The sequence below is a fragment of the Streptomyces sp. NBC_01296 genome (genome assembly GCF_035984415.1).
Lineage (GTDB): Bacteria > Actinomycetota > Actinomycetes > Streptomycetales > Streptomycetaceae > Streptomyces.
Window position 1 is genome coordinate 1,484,260 of sequence record NZ_CP130720.1, and the last position, 16,315, is coordinate 1,500,574.

General features: G+C 69.8%; 15 protein-coding genes. 9 read left to right on the top strand and 6 right to left on the bottom strand.

The annotated features are described in order from the left end of the window. Positions 1-141: 141 nt before the first annotated feature. Positions 142-1,704: a Na+/H+ antiporter gene (locus OG299_RS07075; protein ID WP_327360925.1), complete on the bottom strand. Its 1,563-nt coding sequence runs from the start codon at positions 1,702-1,704 to the stop codon at positions 142-144. Between the two features lie 212 nt (positions 1,705-1,916). On the opposite strand from OG299_RS07075, the gene kdpF reads away from it, so the two are divergent. The 8 genes from kdpF to OG299_RS07115 all read left to right on the top strand — a co-directional run bounded on the left by kdpF (position 1,917) and on the right by OG299_RS07115 (position 10,625). Next, entirely contained in the window at positions 1,917-2,006 is a 90-nt protein-coding gene (gene kdpF, locus OG299_RS07080) for a K(+)-transporting ATPase subunit F (protein ID WP_327360926.1), read from the top strand. 2 nt (positions 2,007-2,008) lie between these two features. Beyond that, the gene (locus OG299_RS07085; RefSeq protein WP_327360927.1) at positions 2,009-4,585 is read left to right on the top strand and encodes a sensor histidine kinase; all 2,577 of its coding nucleotides are present in this window, start codon (positions 2,009-2,011) and stop codon (positions 4,583-4,585) included. A 5-nt stretch (positions 4,586-4,590) separates the two neighbouring features. Continuing rightward, entirely contained in the window at positions 4,591-6,855 is a 2,265-nt protein-coding gene (locus OG299_RS07090; protein ID WP_327360928.1) for an NAD-binding protein, read from the top strand. Next, complete coding sequence (locus tag OG299_RS07095) at positions 6,852-7,061, top strand: hypothetical protein (protein WP_327360929.1); 210 nt, start codon at positions 6,852-6,854, stop codon at positions 7,059-7,061. The genes OG299_RS07090 and OG299_RS07095 overlap by 4 nt, the downstream gene beginning before the upstream one ends. After that, positions 7,061-9,124 (top strand): hypothetical protein, encoded by a 2,064-nt coding sequence (locus OG299_RS07100; RefSeq protein WP_327360930.1) that lies wholly within the window; start codon positions 7,061-7,063, stop codon positions 9,122-9,124. Before OG299_RS07095 ends, OG299_RS07100 begins: the two co-directional genes overlap by 1 nt. A 26-nt stretch (positions 9,125-9,150) precedes the next feature. After that, on the top strand, positions 9,151-9,645 hold the full coding sequence (locus tag OG299_RS07105; RefSeq protein WP_327360931.1) for a hypothetical protein: 495 nt from the start codon (positions 9,151-9,153) through the stop codon (positions 9,643-9,645). A 62-nt stretch (positions 9,646-9,707) separates the two neighbouring features. Further along, positions 9,708-9,953, top strand: a complete 246-nt coding sequence (locus OG299_RS07110; protein ID WP_327360932.1) for a hypothetical protein — start codon at positions 9,708-9,710, stop codon at positions 9,951-9,953. A gap of 111 nt (positions 9,954-10,064) precedes the next feature. Beyond that, complete coding sequence (locus OG299_RS07115; protein ID WP_327360933.1) at positions 10,065-10,625, top strand: hypothetical protein; 561 nt, start codon at positions 10,065-10,067, stop codon at positions 10,623-10,625. A 21-nt stretch (positions 10,626-10,646) separates the two neighbouring features. Here the strand turns inward: OG299_RS07115 and OG299_RS07120 are convergent, their stop codons facing one another. The 5 genes from OG299_RS07120 to OG299_RS07140 form a co-directional block, all read right to left on the bottom strand. Further along, positions 10,647-13,130: a sensor histidine kinase gene (locus tag OG299_RS07120; RefSeq protein WP_327360934.1), complete on the bottom strand. Its 2,484-nt coding sequence runs from the start codon at positions 13,128-13,130 to the stop codon at positions 10,647-10,649. Between the two features lie 86 nt (positions 13,131-13,216). Further along, complete coding sequence (locus tag OG299_RS07125) at positions 13,217-13,615, bottom strand: hypothetical protein (RefSeq protein WP_327360935.1); 399 nt, start codon at positions 13,613-13,615, stop codon at positions 13,217-13,219. A gap of 154 nt (positions 13,616-13,769) precedes the next feature. Continuing rightward, entirely contained in the window at positions 13,770-14,069 is a 300-nt protein-coding gene (locus tag OG299_RS07130; RefSeq protein ID WP_327360936.1) for a hypothetical protein, read from the bottom strand. A gap of 259 nt (positions 14,070-14,328) precedes the next feature. Continuing rightward, positions 14,329-14,766, bottom strand: a complete 438-nt coding sequence (locus OG299_RS07135) for an NUDIX hydrolase (protein ID WP_327360937.1) — start codon at positions 14,764-14,766, stop codon at positions 14,329-14,331. Between the two features lie 96 nt (positions 14,767-14,862). Next, positions 14,863-15,828 carry a pirin family protein gene (locus tag OG299_RS07140; RefSeq protein WP_327360938.1) on the bottom strand — a complete coding sequence of 322 codons (966 nt, stop codon included), beginning with the start codon at positions 15,826-15,828 and terminating at the stop codon, positions 14,863-14,865. 105 nt (positions 15,829-15,933) lie between these two features. Here OG299_RS07140 and OG299_RS07145 point away from each other — a divergent pair, with 105 nt between their 5' ends. Continuing rightward, a complete protein-coding gene (locus OG299_RS07145; RefSeq protein ID WP_327360939.1) occupies positions 15,934-16,284 on the top strand; it encodes a tetratricopeptide repeat protein in 351 nt (116 codons plus the stop codon). Positions 16,285-16,315 lie beyond the last annotated feature (31 nt).

A 16,315-nucleotide genomic window follows, 5' to 3' on the forward strand; every position in this document is an offset into this window, starting at 1 on the left:
CCCCCGGCAGACCCCGGCCCCATGCCAACGCGCGCTGCTGACGGCGCGACTCGCCGGCTGGACCGGGGTACAGATCGGCCGTCGACAGGGCATCCGCAACGAGGTCCTGAAGCCTGGGGAGTAGGCGGAGCCAGCTGATCATCATCTCGCCAGGTCCAGCCGTGCCTCCTCCAGGTCCAGGGAGCGCTGGAGGTTCCGGCGGGTGGTGTCGCTGATGCGGTGTTCGTCGTAAAGCCGCTGGAGTTCGGCCGTCTCGACCCGGATGAGGTCGCGACGAAGCAGCCGGTACACGTAGTCCGCGGACTCGGCCAGGTCGGCTTCCTCCAGACGGTCGCGGGCATGTTCGAGACGGGCCTGCAGACTGCGCCGAAGCCGGTCCGCCACGACGTCCGGCACCGCTTCGAGGTCGGACATCTCGTCCAGTCGCCGGATCCCGGCGGCCGCGAGGGCGCACCGGGCGGAGGCTTCCTCGCGTTCGGTGTGGTCCGGTTCGAGGGCGATTCCGGAGCGGCGTACCACGTCGGCCAACGTGAAGCCCTGAGCGACAAGGGTGACCACCACCACTGACGTCGTCAGTACGAGTACAAGTGGCCGCTGGCCCAGCAGACTTCCGTCGTCTGCGGCGACCGGGATGGACAGCGCCGCGGCCAGCGGGACGACGCCACGCGTTCCCGCCCAGGTCAGCACGGCCGGGACGCGCCAAGACGGGCGTACGCCGGCGTTCCGCTGGACGACGGCCGAGAGCGGCAGAACCCACAGCAGACGCACGGTGACCAGGGTCGCGGCAACCGCCAGGGCGTACAGCGGCCAGAGTCCGTCGGCAGCGGTCAGCGCGGCGACCTGTCCCGGCAGGGTGAGCCCGATCAGGCTGAAGACGACGCTCTCCAGCAGGAAGACCACGGTGCCGTTGACGGCGTGCAACTGGATCCGGATGCGGGCGTTGGTCAACCGTTCGGCCCGACCTCCGAGCACAACGCCCGCCACGACGACGGCGGTCACACCCGACGCGTGCACCGCCTCCGCCAGCACGTAGGCGGCGTACGGGGTCACCAGGGCGATGACTGTTTCCAGTAGCGGGTCCTCGGTCCTGCGGCGGATCAGCGCCACCACCCCGGCGACGGCTCCCCCGATGAGGGTGCCACCTCCGGCGAGCAGTGCGAACTCGGTGCCCGCCGCCTGCCAGGACACTCCGGCGGAGGCCGCCGCGACGACGACGGCGACTCGGAAGAGCACGAGCGAGGTGGCGTCGTTGAAGAGGCTCTCGGCCTGTACGAGGACCTGGACGCGGGGCGGCAGGGCGAGGCGCCGGCCGAGTGCGGTGACCGCCACCGGGTCCGTACTCGCGAGGATGGCCCCGAGCACCAGCGCCATCTGCCACGTCAGAGGAGTGATCAGCGACGCGATCACCCCGACCGTGGCCGCCGAGGCCAGCACCAGGCCGACGGCGAGCACACTGACCGGCTTCCACACCAGGCGCAGCTCGCGCCAGGACAGTTCCTCCGCGCTGGCGTAGAGCAGGGGCGGCAGCACGACGAGCCCGATGACTTCGGGACTGACCCTGATCTCGGGGGTGCCCGGTATCAGCGCGACGACGAGGCCTGCGACAACGAGCAGTGAGGGCGCGGGGATTCGCCAGCGGCGGGCACCCGTGGCCACGACCGTGGCCAGCACCACGAGGAACAAGACCGTACCGACGCTGCGCATTCCGCCCCCACCCGAGTCGACGCGGACCATGCGGTCACGCGACGCCGACCAGGCTTCCCGGCACACCGCCTTCACCCTATCGATGTAACGGCCGTCAATACACCGTCAAAGTCCCACCCCAGTGCCGTTAGGAGTGCATCAGGGACGTTTCGTTCGCGACTTCGCTGGTGTTCGCTGGTGCGGTTGAGGGCGTCCGGAGGAGTCGGGTACGGGTGAGTACGGAGAATGTCGTCGGCATCATCGTTGCGGTCTGCCTGGTCGGGTATCTGATCCTGGCGTTCTTCTTTCCCGAGAAGTTCTGAGCATGACGACCAGGGACGAGGCCGGCCTGGCAGCAGGGGCGGCACAGCCGGTCGTCCGGCTCGGAAGGCTCAAGGTCTTTCTGGGCGCGGCCCCCGGCGTCGGCAAGACGTACCGGATGCTCGACGAGGCACACCGCCGGGCGGCCCGTGGCGCCGATGTGGTGGTCGGCTTCGTGGAGTGCCACCGGCGCCGGCACACCGAGGCGAAGCTCGACGGCCTGGAGATACTCCCCTTGGCCGGCCACGACTACCATGGCAGCCGGTACGCGGAGCTGGACCGGGAAGCACTGCTGTCCAGGCGTCCGAAGGTCGTGCTGATCGACGAGCTCGCCCACACCAACGTCCCGGGAGGCGACCGGCACCCGAAGCGCTGGCAGGACGTCGAGGACATACTCGCCGCCGGGATCGACGTCGTCACCACGCTCAACATCCAGCACCTGGAGTCGCTGAGCGACGTCGTCGAGAAGATAACCGGAGTACCGCAGCGCGAGACGGTCCCCGATGAGTTCGTACGCCGCGCCGACGAGATCGAGCTGGTCGACATACCCCCCGAGGGACTTCGACGCCGGATGGCTCACGGCAACATCTATCCCCCGGAACGGATCGACGCCTCCCTCGCCAACTACTTCCGCCCCGGCAACCTCATCGCGCTGCGAGAGCTGGCCCTCCTGTGGCTGGCCGGGCGGGTGGACGAGGCCCTCCACAAGTACCGCATCGAGCACGGCATCGGGGACGTCTGGGAGACCCGGGAACGGGTGGTGGTGGCACTCACGGGCGGCCCCGAGGGCGAGACCCTGATCCGTCGCGCCGCCCGCATCGCCGGTCGGTCCGCCGGCGGCGAACTGCTCGCCGTGCACATCGCACGCAGCGACGCACTCGCCGCCGGGGTCTCGCACGCGGCGCTCGCCGCGCAACGGGCGCTCGTCGAGGACCTGGGCGGTAGCTACCACTCCGTCGTCGGCGACGAAGTACCCACCGCACTGGTGGACTTCGCCATGGCGGAGAACGCCACGCAGCTCGTCCTCGGTACGAGCCGCCGCCGCAGACTGGAACGTTTCCTCACCGGCAGGGGAATCGGCGAGACCGTCGTCGGGCTCTCCGAGGACATCGACGTCCACATGGTCACGCACGAGCGGGCCGGCCACGGACGGCTGCTGCCGTCCCGCCGCCGCACGCTCCCCACCTCCCGGCTCATCGCCGGACCCGTGGTCGGTGTGGTCCTCCCGGTACTGCTCACCCTCGCCCTCGACCAGATGCGCGGCACCCTGAACCTCACCAGCGAGGCACTGCTGTTCCTGGTGGCCGTCGTCGGCGTGGCATGCATCGGCGGGGTCGCCTCCGCGGTGATCGCGGCACTGACCGCCGCGCTGCTCCTCAACTACTGGTTCATGCCGCCCATAGGCGAGTTCACCATGAGCGACCCGGACAGCGTGCTGGCCCTGGTGGTCTTCGCCGTCGTCGCCGCCACCGTGGCCGCCGCCGCGGACAGATCCCTGCGGCTCTCCCGCCGCGCTGCCCGGGCCACGGCCGAGGCCGAGACGATGTCCTCCCTCGCGGGCAGCATCGTCCGCGGCGACCAGACGATCCCGGCGCTGCTGGAACGCACCCGGGAGACCTTCGGCATGGACACCGTCGAGCTGTCTCCGGAAGCCCCTGACGCCGGTTCCGGTACCGAGAGCGGACACCGCACACGTGGCGGTCCGGCCCCCGCCCTGGTGGTCGCGGCCGGACCCGGGGGCTTCCTCGTCCTGCGCGGCCGTACGCTGCCGTCCTCCGAGCGCCGCGTCCTGGCCGCCTTCGCCGCGCACGTCGGCGCCGCAGTCGAGCGGGCCCGCCTGGCCGAGGCCGCCGCCGAGGTCGAACCCATCAAGGCTGCCGACCGCCTGCGCACCGCCCTGCTCCGGGCCGTCAGCCACGACCTGCGGACCCCGCTGGCCGGGGCACTGGCCGCGATCACCTCGCTGCGCACCCCGGACGTGGACTTCTCCCAGGAGGACCGGGCGGAGCTGCTCGGATCCGCCGAAATGTCGCTGAACCGGCTGAACCGCCTGGTGGAGAACCTGCTCGATCTCAGCCGTCTGCAAGCCGGCGCCCTCACCCTCGAACTGCGGGCCACCACCCTCGAGGAGGTCCTGCCCGCAGCTCTGGAGTCACTGGACCTGCCGTCGGCGGAAGCGCCCGGCATCGACGTGCAGAACCTGGAGACCGTACCGGCGCTGCAGGCCGACCCACCTCTGCTCGAACGGGTGCTGGCGAACCTGGTCGGCAACGCGGTCCGCCACGCCCCCGGAGACCGTCCGGTGCTGGTGACGGCGAGCGCCCTGGCCGGCCGGGTCGAGGTCAGGATCGCCGACCGGGGGCCCGGGATCGCCGCCGACGACCGCGAGCGCGCCTTCGAGCCGTTCCAGCGCCTCGGCGACCGCGACAACACCGTCGGGCTCGGCCTCGGCCTCGCCCTGGCCCGGGGGCTCACGGAGGCGATGAACGGCACCCTCACACCCGAGGACACCCCTGGCGGTGGTCTGACCATGGTCCTGTCCCTGCCCGTTGCCGCCGACGCGGCCGCAGGGCGGCTCTGACCCGTATGTCCTCCTCCACCCTCCACCTCCGAACGGGCCTCGGACAGCGATCCCAGCACATGATCATCTGCGGGGACGACGGACTCGTGCACCGCCTGGCACAGGAGCTCGACGCCGTCTGCGGTGAGGCCGTCACGGTCGTGCTGCCGTCGCGGCGCGACGGGCACGGCGCCGATGTCGTCGCCCTGCACCGCGACCCCCACTCCCCCGTCGAACTGCTCATCTCCGCCAGGCCGGACGAGCAGGCCCTGCGGGCGGCCGGCGTCGAACGTGCCGCCGCGCTCGCGCTCACGTACGGCGACGACCAGATGAACATGACCGCTGCCCTGCTGGCCCGCAGCATCAATCCGTCCGTGCGCCTGGTCATCCGCATGTTCAACCGGGACCGCGGCCGCCACCTGGAACGCCTCCTCGACCGCGCCGCCGCCGCATACACGCGAGACGACGACACATCCATCGACGCGTCCACGACGATCCTCTCCGACGCCGACACCGCCGTACCCGAGCTGGTCGCCGCCGCCGCGGTCGGACGCGGCCACACGCTCCAGGTCGAGGGCAAAGTGTTCCGCGGTGTCGTACGCCCGGCCGGAACGCCACCCCACGCGACGGACCTCGCCACCCTCGCCGTCCTCTCCGGAACCCACATGGACGATCCGCTGGGCGAGGACAGTGCGGAAACCCCCGGCGCGAGCGGCACCCAGCTGCTCCCCGACACCGCGACCGCGTACCACCGGCAGTTCACGCACGGCCGCCTCATGCTCGAAGAGGTGACCCAGCACCATGCGCCGGCGTCCCCCTCCCGACGACGGCGGCGGCGGCGGCGGGCCTACGGTGGCTGGCTGCGCGACCGGATCGGGCACCTGCCCTGGAAGATCTTCGTCTCCCGCGAGGTGACGGCCGTCTTCGGAGTCCTCGGCGCGGCCGTGGTGCTCCTGGCCACGGCAACGGCCGTCGTGGAGGACGGACCGCTGTGGAAGTCGGTGTACCTGCCGCTACTGGACATCTTCACCATGGGCGACCCGGCCACCGAGGAGTCCACGGCCCGCCAGGTGCTTCAGCTGATCGCGGGTTTCGTGGGCCTGGCCGTACTACCGCTCGTCGTGGCCGCCGCCATGAACGCCACCCTGGCCTTCCGTACGGCATCGGCCAACCACGTACCGGATACGAGCCTGCACGACCACATCGTCCTGGTCGGCCTCGGCAAGATCGGCACGCGCGTCCTGGCGCAGCTGTGCACCACCGACCACAAGGTCGTGGTCATCGAGCGTGATCCGCAGGCCCGGGGGGTCGCCCTGGCGCGCGAGCTCGGTGTGCACCTGCTCCTCGAGGACGCCGCCGCCCCCGGAGTGCTGGACCTCGCCCGCATCACCACCAGCAAGTCGCTGCTCGTCCTCACCCACGACGACGGCGAGAACCTCGACATCGTGATGGCAGCCCGCGAGAGCAATCCCCGGGTGCGGGCGGTGATGCGCCTGTACGGCGACGACTTCGCCGCCACCGTCTCGCGCACCATGCGCGCCGGCTACCCGGACGCTCTCACCCGCAGCCGCAGTGTCTCGGCATTGGCGGCACCGTCCTTCGCCGCCGCGATGATGGGCCGCCACGTGCTGGGGGTGATGCCGGGTGGAGCGCGGATCCCTGCTCTTCACCGTCGTGGACGTCGCCGGCCACCCGGAGCTGGAAGGGCACTCGATACACGAGGCCTTCAAGGAGCACGAGTGGCGCGTGCTCGCCGTCGGCCCTTCGACCAGCCGGCATTCTGCCTCGTCCACGGACACGCTCGGCGGATTCCGCACGGACCGGCCCGCATTCGACTGGCGCCCACCACACGGACGGATCCTGCGACACGACGACCGAGTCGTGCTGGTGACCACACGCCGGGGTCTCGACTTCCTGATGACGGGAGTCCAACCCATCCCGGTAGGCCGCAGACAGCATCCGGCCCATTGATCTCGTATGGCGCGCAATCGCCGCACCGGCCGGCTCAAACCCTGGATCACGCAGGGGAAGTCATTTTCACCATGGGGGTCTTATGTCGTTCGATGAGGAATGGGCGGAGCTCAGGTCAGCCGCTGTCGAGAGGCAGACCGCCATGCGGCTCAATCATCTCGACCCCGGAGGGGGCGGTGGGCCGGGGCCGCAGGGGGATCTGGTGGTCACGCAGAAGGATCTTGCGGCCGTCGGCGACGCGGCATTCAAGCTCCGCCAGAGACTCGGCACCGACGGGGACCACGCCAAGGCCAGTACGTACGAGGCGGCAGGCTCCTTGAAGAAGGACTTCGCCCTCGGCGGGGCCCTGTCGACGCTCGCGGACAAATGGCACGACCAGGTCGGCACCCTGCTGGATGCCTGCGCTCACATCTCCAACCACCTGGACTACACGCAGAACGCACACGCCGAGGACGAGTACTGGATCGCGACCCAGTTCAAGTTCGCGCAATTGGACAAGGGCTTCGAGGAAAGGGCGCAGCACTGATGGATCTGGACGCACTGCGCTTCGCGGACTTCTCGAAGCTGTCCACGGCCGTGGCCGACTGGACGGCCATGGCGACCAAGCTGTGGGAGCTCGAGTCGGACGCCCGCGGCGATCTCGGCGGGAAAGCGGCGAAGGCCGACTGGGCGGGGGTGAACGCGACCGTGACAAGGGAGTTCATCGGCAAGACCGCCAAGGAGTTCGCCGACGCGGCCACCGAGGCCACCAGCATCGGGAACATCCTGCGTGACACCCGCGGTGAACTCGTCGACTACAAGACCCGGCTGAACGAGGCGATCTCCCGGGCCCTGGAGAAGAACCTCACCGTAGTCGGGACCGGTGACGGCGGTTTCACCGTCACGATGAACATCCACCCCGACCGCGCGGCCAAGGGTCACACGGTCCCCGAGCACACCGAAGCCGACGCGACCGCGTTCCGCGACGAGGTGCAGCGGATCCTGCAGGGGGCCACCGAAAGCGACTCAACGGCCGCCCAGGCCCTGACCATGCTGGTCAGCCAGACCCCGTACGGCTTCTCCGACGCCGCCTACTGCGACCGCGACCGGGCGGCGGATGCGATGAAGGACGCCGACCGGATCGCGAAGCTCCTCAAGACCAAGGGGGACGACATGTCCCCGGAGGAGTTCGACAAGCTGGGCGCCGACCTGGCGAAGTACAAGGACGACCGCCTCTTCCAGGAGACGCTCGCCACCACCATCGGCCCGCGCGGCCTGCTCGATTTCTGGGCGGACCTGGCCGACCCCTCCGACGGCGGCACTCTCCAGCGCTCCCGTCACGACCAGTTCGGCGACTTCCAGCGCAACCTCTCCCTCACCCTGGCCGGCGCCACCCAGTCAGACAGCCCGGCGATGCGCACCTGGGAGAACGACATGGTCAAGCTGGGCGAGGAGCGGATCCAGACCCGCGGCAGCCAGGTCTACGGCTACCAGGTGATGAGCAACCTCATGCGCAGCGGGGACTGGGACAACCGGTTCCTGAACGACTACGGCAACGCGCTGGTCGCCACCGAGAAGAAGATGAAGCTCCCCGGCAATTACTGGAACGGCGGCGTCCCGCCGGTGCCGAAGATGAACTTCATCGGCGAGGACTTCGGCCGCGACCCCATGACGGGCTTCATGACCGGCCTGGCGGCCAGCCCGCACACCGCGACCGAGTTCTTCAACACCACCCAGCCCACCGACAATGCCCAGTACGTCCTCGGTGACCGTCAGACCTTCGACGACACCCCGCTCAACAGCAAGGACGGCAACTCCGCACGCGAGGCCACCGGCGCCGCCCTGGTCTCCGCCGCAACAGGAGTCAACCCGAACGACCCCACCGCACGCCCCGCGGACCTCACCCCGGAACACCGTCAAGTCCTCGACCGCTCCCTGAAGTACCTTTCCGAGCGCGGCGACGACTTCCCCTCCGAGATGCGCGACGACATGGCCAAGATCCTCTCCACCCACAGCGACGTCGTCCACCACTCAGCCAGCTCACTCGCCGACGACAGCAACGACCCCCGTCTGCTGGACCGCCACCAGCTCTTGGAGGTCAGCAAGCAGGTATCCCGCGACCAGGACTCCTACGGCATGCTCAACGAGGCCATGAACCGCGAAATGATCAAGGACATCCACGCGGACCACCCCAGCGACCCCAAGGAGAACCTGCTCCGGGCCGGTGCCACCGTGGGCTTCCTGGAAGAGGCCCGCTACCAGGCCCTGAAGACCGACAAGGACGACCCCTCCTGGGACGCCAAGTGGCTCTACCACGGCTTCGGCGGTGCCGCGAACTTCATCCCCGTCGTCGGAGACGCCGCACAGCGGGGCGTCGACGCCCTCGCCTACCAGTGGCAGCTCGACGAACAGGCACGGATCAACGCCGAAACCACGCGCCAGAACGGTGAGACGTTCACCGCCCGTGAGCGGCAGCTCCAGGCCCTCGCCGACGAATGGGCACAGGTCAATCCCAGCGGCGGCAACAACCGCTACGTGCTCACCTCCGAGATCAACGGGGCTGCCTTCGACGGAAACCAGAAGGCCCAGGGTCTGGCGGGCGCCCAGTGAGCCGCCGCTGCGCCATCGCCTTGGTCGTGCTCTTGCTCGCCGGTACGGCCGGGTGCGCACAGGGCCAGGAGTACGCCGTACCCGGCGACGTCTGCGGCGTCGAGGTTCAGTCGGCTCTCCTGAAACCGCTGCTGCCGCCCGGTGATTCGTTCAAACAGAGGAAGACCCAGGAGGGGGGTGAAGACATCACCGGCTGCGCGATGGACGTCGACAATCGACGCGAACTGACCTTCCAGGCAAGCCTGGTGGCTGCCGATCTGGACCCGCTCCAGGTCAAGAGCACCAACCTCCTGCGCGCCGGGAATCCACAGAAGGCCGATATCGGCAGCGACGCACGCATCGCGGACAACGCGGCCATGGCATACAGCGCGTGCACTTACAAAGGTGAACAGCACCGATACGTGGTGGAGCTATGGATGCAGAATCCGCCGACCGACGTCGACGAGCGCCGCAAGGACCTCACCCGCTTTATCGCGGCGTACCTGCCGGCGGCCCAGAAGGCGGCAGGCTGTACCTCTTGACCGGAAGGGCCACCCGCTGGGGCACAGCGGGTCCCCGAGACCTTCGACCTAGGACGCAGCCTGTGCGGTACGACGACGAACCGGTCTTCAAACGGAGCAAGTGGGGAACGAACCGCTACTCCTACAACCCTGGTAACCCCGTCGGGCTCGCCCTCATCATCATCACGCTGCTCTTCGTCGGAACGATGATGATCCTCATGGCCAACCGGGCCGGACCGTTCAAGCCCGCGCCCGCCCCCGCACCGTGGAGCCCGCCGCCGTACGACTACTCCCGGCCGTCCCCTTCGCTCAGCCCACCGGGCCAATGACGCCGATGGGGTTCCCGCCCGGCGGGAACCCCATCAAGATGGCGTAGCCATCACATCAGCGATGCGTCAGGGTCGGCCTCCAAGGCCTCCACCAGCCCTAACGTCGCTCTCATGGGAAGACGTTTCACTCAGGCCGCGACCGGTGCACAGGGCACCGAAGCGGCGCCTCCTGGACCCTTCGCACAGGACATCCACTGGGCCGGTGAGAGGCGCTCGGCGATCGGTGTCGCGTTCCTCCTGCTCACGGCCCTGTTCGCCATGGACGCGGGCTTCGGAGAGCTCAATGTTTCCCGCGGCGCCCTCTGGACGGGTCTGGCCGGCCTTCTCTTCGTGATCTTGCACCCGCCTCGGGTCTCCGTGCGCCCCGGTCTGCTGATCACCCGTGGACTGCTGGTGACGGACACCGTCCGAACCGACTCCCTCGTCTCGGTTCGGTGGTCCGACGGGGTGGCCCAGCGGATGGTCCTCCGAGACACGGAGGGAAGTCAGGTCGAGATCGACCCGACCGTCATGATCCGCAATCCGGCGATGTGGCACCGCCTCGACACCGACACCCGCGCATCGATCCGGCGCGGCACTCTGCTGCACGGCGCGACCGCTCTGCGACAACTGGCGCAGCGCATCGACCGCGAGACGGCCCACACGGTCTTCAAAACCTCCGGCTTGCAGTGACCACTCACGCCCTCGTGCCGGTCACTGATCCCGCCTGCGGGCTGCTGCGGGAAGCGTGAGCTTCAACGCGAACCCGGGCCCGGTGGTGGTGGGTTCGAGGGTGCCGCCCATGGTCTCCGTGAGGTCGCGGGACATCCTCAGCGCCAGGCTGTCGGCAGTGTGGACCGGGCGCGTCCCTGACGCTGTCTCCTCCGCCCCCTCGCGGGTTCCGTCAGTGATGTGGATCTCCACGAGGCCGGGCCGGGTCTCGGCCGTCAGCCGCGCGCGCCGGTCCGGCGGGCTGTGCCGCTGGGCCTCGGCCGCCAGAGTGGTAAGGACGCGGGTGAGGACGGCCGCGTCGGCGATCACGTCGGGCAGCTGCTCCGGGAGCATGCAGCGAAGCGTATGGCCGGGACCGAGGGCGTCCATCACTGCGGTCAGTAGCTCGTCCAGGTCGACCGGGCGCAGGTAGAGGTCGAGTGCGCCGGCGTGCAGTCGGCTCAGGTCGTCGAGATCCGAGACGAGCCGGCCCGCTCGACGCAAGGCCGATCGGGCCGTGTCGAGGAGGCGGCCGTCCCCGAGGTCCGCGGGGGTACCCAGGCTGCTCAGCGCGTCGTCAGCCGTGCGGAGCGGACCCCGCAGGTCTCGACTCGCGATGAGGAGCAGCGAGGCCCTGGTGTGCTCGGCCTCGGCTCGTACGCCCGTTTCGGCGTCGTGGGCGGCAAGGCGACCGTGGGAGTACGCCATTCCCAACTGGGCCGCGCACGCTGCCAGTACGCGCTGGTCGTCGCTGCTCAGCGGCCGCCCGCGGGCGGCCAGCGTGACGTTGTCGCCAACGGGACTCTCCACGTCGGCGTCATAGGGCCGCTCGGGTGGATCCTCGCCGGTGCTGGCGACGACGTACCAGCGGGGCTCGGCGGCATGCCCGGTATCCCTCTCCAGCAGGCTGACCGCGTCCAGGCCGAAGTCCTCCCGTACCTGCTCGAGCAGGGTCGGGAGGTCCTGGCCGCGCATCATGGCGGTGGCAAGCCGGCTCAGCGCCCGGGCCTCGGAGCTCGCGCGGACGGCCTGGTACGTACGTTGGGCAGCCGTGCCCGCGGCCATGCCGACGACGACGGCCGTGACGACATAGACCACCAGTGCGAGGACGTCGTCGAGCCGCTCGACGCGCAGCGAGTTCAAGGGCCTGGTGAAGTAATAGTTGGCGAGCAGTCCCGCGGCGAGCGCAGCCAGCAGTGCGGGGACGAGGCCTCCGACCAGGGCGATCACGACGACGGCCAGCAGGTAGAGCACCAGGGCGAGGGAGAGGTCCACGTGTTCGCCCAGGAGAACCAGCAGGAGGGTCAGGGCGGGAAGCATGATCGCCGCGAGTACGATCGCCGCCCAGAAGCGCCGCGGGCCGGTGGCGCGGCTCGGGTGCGGCAGCCGCAGGGCGGGAGACGACTCCGCAGCGTGTTCGTGGGTCACCACGAGCACGTCGATGGGGCCGGACCGCTGGATCGTCCGGTGCCCGACGCCGCCGCGGAGGAACGTGGAGAGCCTGCCGCGGCGGCTCGCGCCCAGCACGATCTGGGTGACGTTCTCGGCCTCCGCGAACTGCAGCAGCGCCTCGGGGATGTCGTCGCCTGTGGTCTGGTGATAGCTCCCGCCCAGCGATTCCACCAGCTCGCGCTGGGTTGCGAGGGTGGCCTGACCCCCATGGGTGAGGCCGTCGCTCGGGACCACATGCAGCGCCAGCAGCTCGCTGCCGGGGACGCGGGCCGTGATCCGGGCCGCGCGGCGGATCAGGGTGTCGCCCTCGGGGCCGCCGGTGAGGGCGACCATGATGCGCTCGCGGGTCTCCCAGGGGGTGGTGATGCCCTGCTCGGCGCGGTAGCGCTGAAGCCCTTCCTCGACGCGGTCGGCGAGCCACAGCAGGGCGAGCTCCCGTAGCGCGGTGAGGTTGCCGACACGGAAGTAGTGGGTGAGGGCGGCCTCGATGCGCTCCGAGGGATAGATCTCGCCGTGCAGCATGCGCCTGCGCAGCAGCTCGGGCGGCAGGTCGACCAGTTCGATCTGGTCCGCGCGGCGTGCCACCTCGTCGGGCAGGGCCTCCCGCTGCGGGACGCCGGTGATCTGCCGGACCACGTCGCCCAGGGATTCCAGGTGCTGGACGTTGAGCGTGGTGACGACGTCGATCCCCGCGTCCAGGAGTTCCTCGACGTCCTGCCATCGCTTGGTATGGCGTGAGCCGGGCACATTGGTGTGGGCCAGTTCGTCGACCAGGGCGACCTGTGGGCGGCGGGCGAGCACCGCGTCCAGGTCCATCTCGGTGAACGTCGCCCCGCGGTACTCCATGGTTCGCCGGGGAATGATCTCCAGACCCTCGGTGAGGGCTGCGGTGGGCCGTCGCCCGTGCGGTTCGACGAACCCGACGACGACCTCGGCACCGGCCGCGGCAAGGCGCTGCCCCTCCTCCAGCATGGCGTACGTCTTCCCCACCCCCGGGGCCGCCCCGAGGTAGATCCGCAACCGCCCACGCGCCATGGGAGGGCTCCTGCCCGGCCGTCACACCGCTCGCCCACCTCCATGGTGCTCCGCGCTCGCCTCGGCCGCGCTCTCAGGCCTCCAGGTCAGCCGCCGATGGCCACGGCGAGGGCAATGCACGCGAGCATCCCCACGGTGCAGCCGTCGGCCATCCACGCCCGGGTGAAGCGCCGGACCGTACGGGAATTCCCCCTCAGGTCCCGCCGTTCCGCAAGCCCGGCCTTGATCTGAGCGACGGCCCTGTCGGTGGAACCGACGAAATGGTCGATGATCGACCCGGCGAACCCGAAAGCCGCGATCTCGACGGCCTGCGTCGTCGTGATGACCAGGTTCCCCCCGCTATCAGCCTCGACCCTGGCCACGTACCGATAGGGGACGTCATGGGTGAACACCGGATTCACCACGGACAGCACCTTCTGGCCGAGCACAACACGCGACCCTGTGATCCGCCGGATGAACGCGATCCCGCCCAGGCATACGGCCATGACTGTGAGCGTGTCCGAGTCCGGCACCCTGCAGGCCATACTCGCCCGGGCGCCGAGGACGAACCCTCCGGGCAACACGGTGAACATCAGCGACAGGGCTATGAAGGACTTCCGATGTAGCACCGTCCGGCGTGCTCTTTCCACTGATCCCATCTCACCGGGTACGCGGCGGACGCTGGGCTCGTGTGCTCAGAACCAAGGCGAAGAGGAGACCCACGACGCCCGGCATGGTGACGACGGACCGGTAGCCGGAGTCGACCACCAGGAGGCCGACCAGCTCGACGCCGAGCGCGGCGGCGATGAGCAGCTGGGCCCAACCGAACAAGCGCGGGCGGACGATGTGCCGACGCTGCCAGGGGAGCAGCCAGCCACGGCTGAGTGTCGCAACACCGGACACGGCGAGCAACAGCGCCACCACACCGATCGGTACCGCAAGATACAGGCCAAATCCCATAACACCCCTCCGCCTTCTGTGGGTGTGATGATGCCAGGGCAGATCATGGGGAAGGTGTGCAGCCCCCAAGGCCAAGCTCACCGCGGAGAGGCACGAAGGCCGACCACGGCAGGTGTTCCGGCACCAGGGTGCAGCGCGAGCTGCACCTGTCCCAACCCGAGCAGCTCACAGCAACCAGCAGCCGCAGCACACCGAAGGCGCCGTCGGGGCCGACGCACCTCGGCGTCGGTCCCGACGGCAAGTCCACAAAGACGGACAGCTACTTCGCAGCCTCGGCCCGAAGGGTGCCGGCGCCGATGGCGCCCCGGAGGACCTGGGCGATCTCCTCGGGCTTGAGGTCGATGCCGTCGAGCCCCGCCACGGTCAGCGGGATCTCCTCCAGTGCGTATTCGCCGCGGCCCTCGGCGCTGAACTCGGGCCCGGTGCGGTCCTCGAAGGACCAGGTGGCGATGCGGGCGAGGTAGAAGAGCTGACGTTCGTCGTCGGACTCCATCGTGTGGAGGAGCCGGACGATGTCGGCCTTCCCCGCGATCTCCTCGTGGATCTCCCGGTGGAGAGCGGCCTCCCGTGACTCGTCGCTGGGCTCGACGCCGCCGCCGGGCAGTACCCAGTACACGGGGATGTCGGGCTTGGTTCGGCGGATGACCAGCATCGTGTCGTCAGCGGTGACGAGGACGGCGCGGACTCGTTCGATCATGTCGGTCTGTCTCCTTGCTTGTTGACGGTCTCAGTCCGGGATGCGGCCTCTCCTCGGCTGGTGTCGGCTGGTCGGCCTACGGAAGAAAATCGCAGGTCAGCGCACCCTTCCGCGTGCTTTCAGGGGCCCCGGCGGGAGCGGAGGGGCAGGGATCGGAGGGCCGTCGTAGCCCTTCACCTCGCCGTACCGGGTGCCCTCCATCCAGTCCTTGCGCGCCTGTACGATCTCCTCGTTGGAGCGCCCGATCCAGTTCCAGAACATCACGATCTCCTCCTCGAACGGCTCGCCGCCCAGGAGCATCAGGCTCGTGTCCGACGTGGCCCGCAGGGGGAGTTCCGTGCGGCCGCAGCCGAGGTAGAGCATCGAGCCCGGGAGGACCGGGACGCCGTCCACGTGGGCCTCGCCCGACATCGACAGGACCGCGTACTCGAAGTCCGGGTTCAGCGGGAGCCGGGTCTCCGTGCCCGACGCGAGGGCGAGGTCCGCGCCGACGATCGGGCTGTACGCCGTGCCCGGCGAGGTCGCCGTGTCCAGGGTGCCCAGGATGACCGTGGCCGTCAGACCCGGGGCGGTCACGTGCGGGAGCTCCGCGTGGTGCTGGAAATGGGGTTCCACATGGCGGTGGGCCTCGGGGAGCGCCACCCACAGCTGCGCCCCGTGCAGGAGGCGGCCGTGCGAGCGGGGGCTCTCCTCGGAGTGGCTGATGCCGCGGCCCGAGGTCATCAGGCCGAGCTCTCGCGGGCGGATCGTCTCGAGGCTGCCCACGCTGTCCCGGTGCAGCACCTCGCCGTCGTGCAGCCAGCTCACGGTCTGGAGTCCGGAGTGCGGGTGCGGGGCGACCTGCATGCCGGGCTCGCCGGCGATGTCGTCCGGGCCGTAGTGGTCGACGAAGCACCAGGCGCCCACCATGCGGCGTCCCAGGTTGGGCAGGAGTCGGCGGACCTCGGTGGATTCCCCGAGCTTGACCGTGCGCGGGCTGAGGAGCTCGCGCACGGGTTCGGCCACGACGAAGCCGCGGCCGCCGCAGGCGGAGAGAGCGGGCTGGCGATCGAGATTGCTCATGCCTCACAACTTAGTACCGCCACCAGCGCCGCGTTCGGTGGAATGTCCGGCTGCTGTCACGTGTTGGAGGGACGGACGCACCACCTGAACGGCGGAAGGGACGCGATGAACGCGCCGACGGAGTATTTCGAGCACGGGACGGCAGCCGAGCGCTGGGACCGGGCCCGGCTCTTCTTCGACGCCAAGGAGTACGCGACGGCCGCAAACATCCTGGTCGCACTGGCCGGCGAGGCCCCCGAGCAGCTGGCGCCCCGGCTGCTGCTGGCCCGCGCCTACTACCACTCCGCCCAGCTCTCGCGCGCCGAGCACGAGCTCCGCGCCATCCTGGAGCGCTGGCCCGTGGAGGACTACGCGCAGCTGATGCTCGGCCGGACACTGGAGCGTCGGGGCCGGGCCGCCGAAGCCCGCCCCTACCTGCGGTTGGCCGCCGCCATGGCCGGCGAATTCCCCGAGTAGCGCACCCACCGGCCCCGTGCGTGCCGGGCCG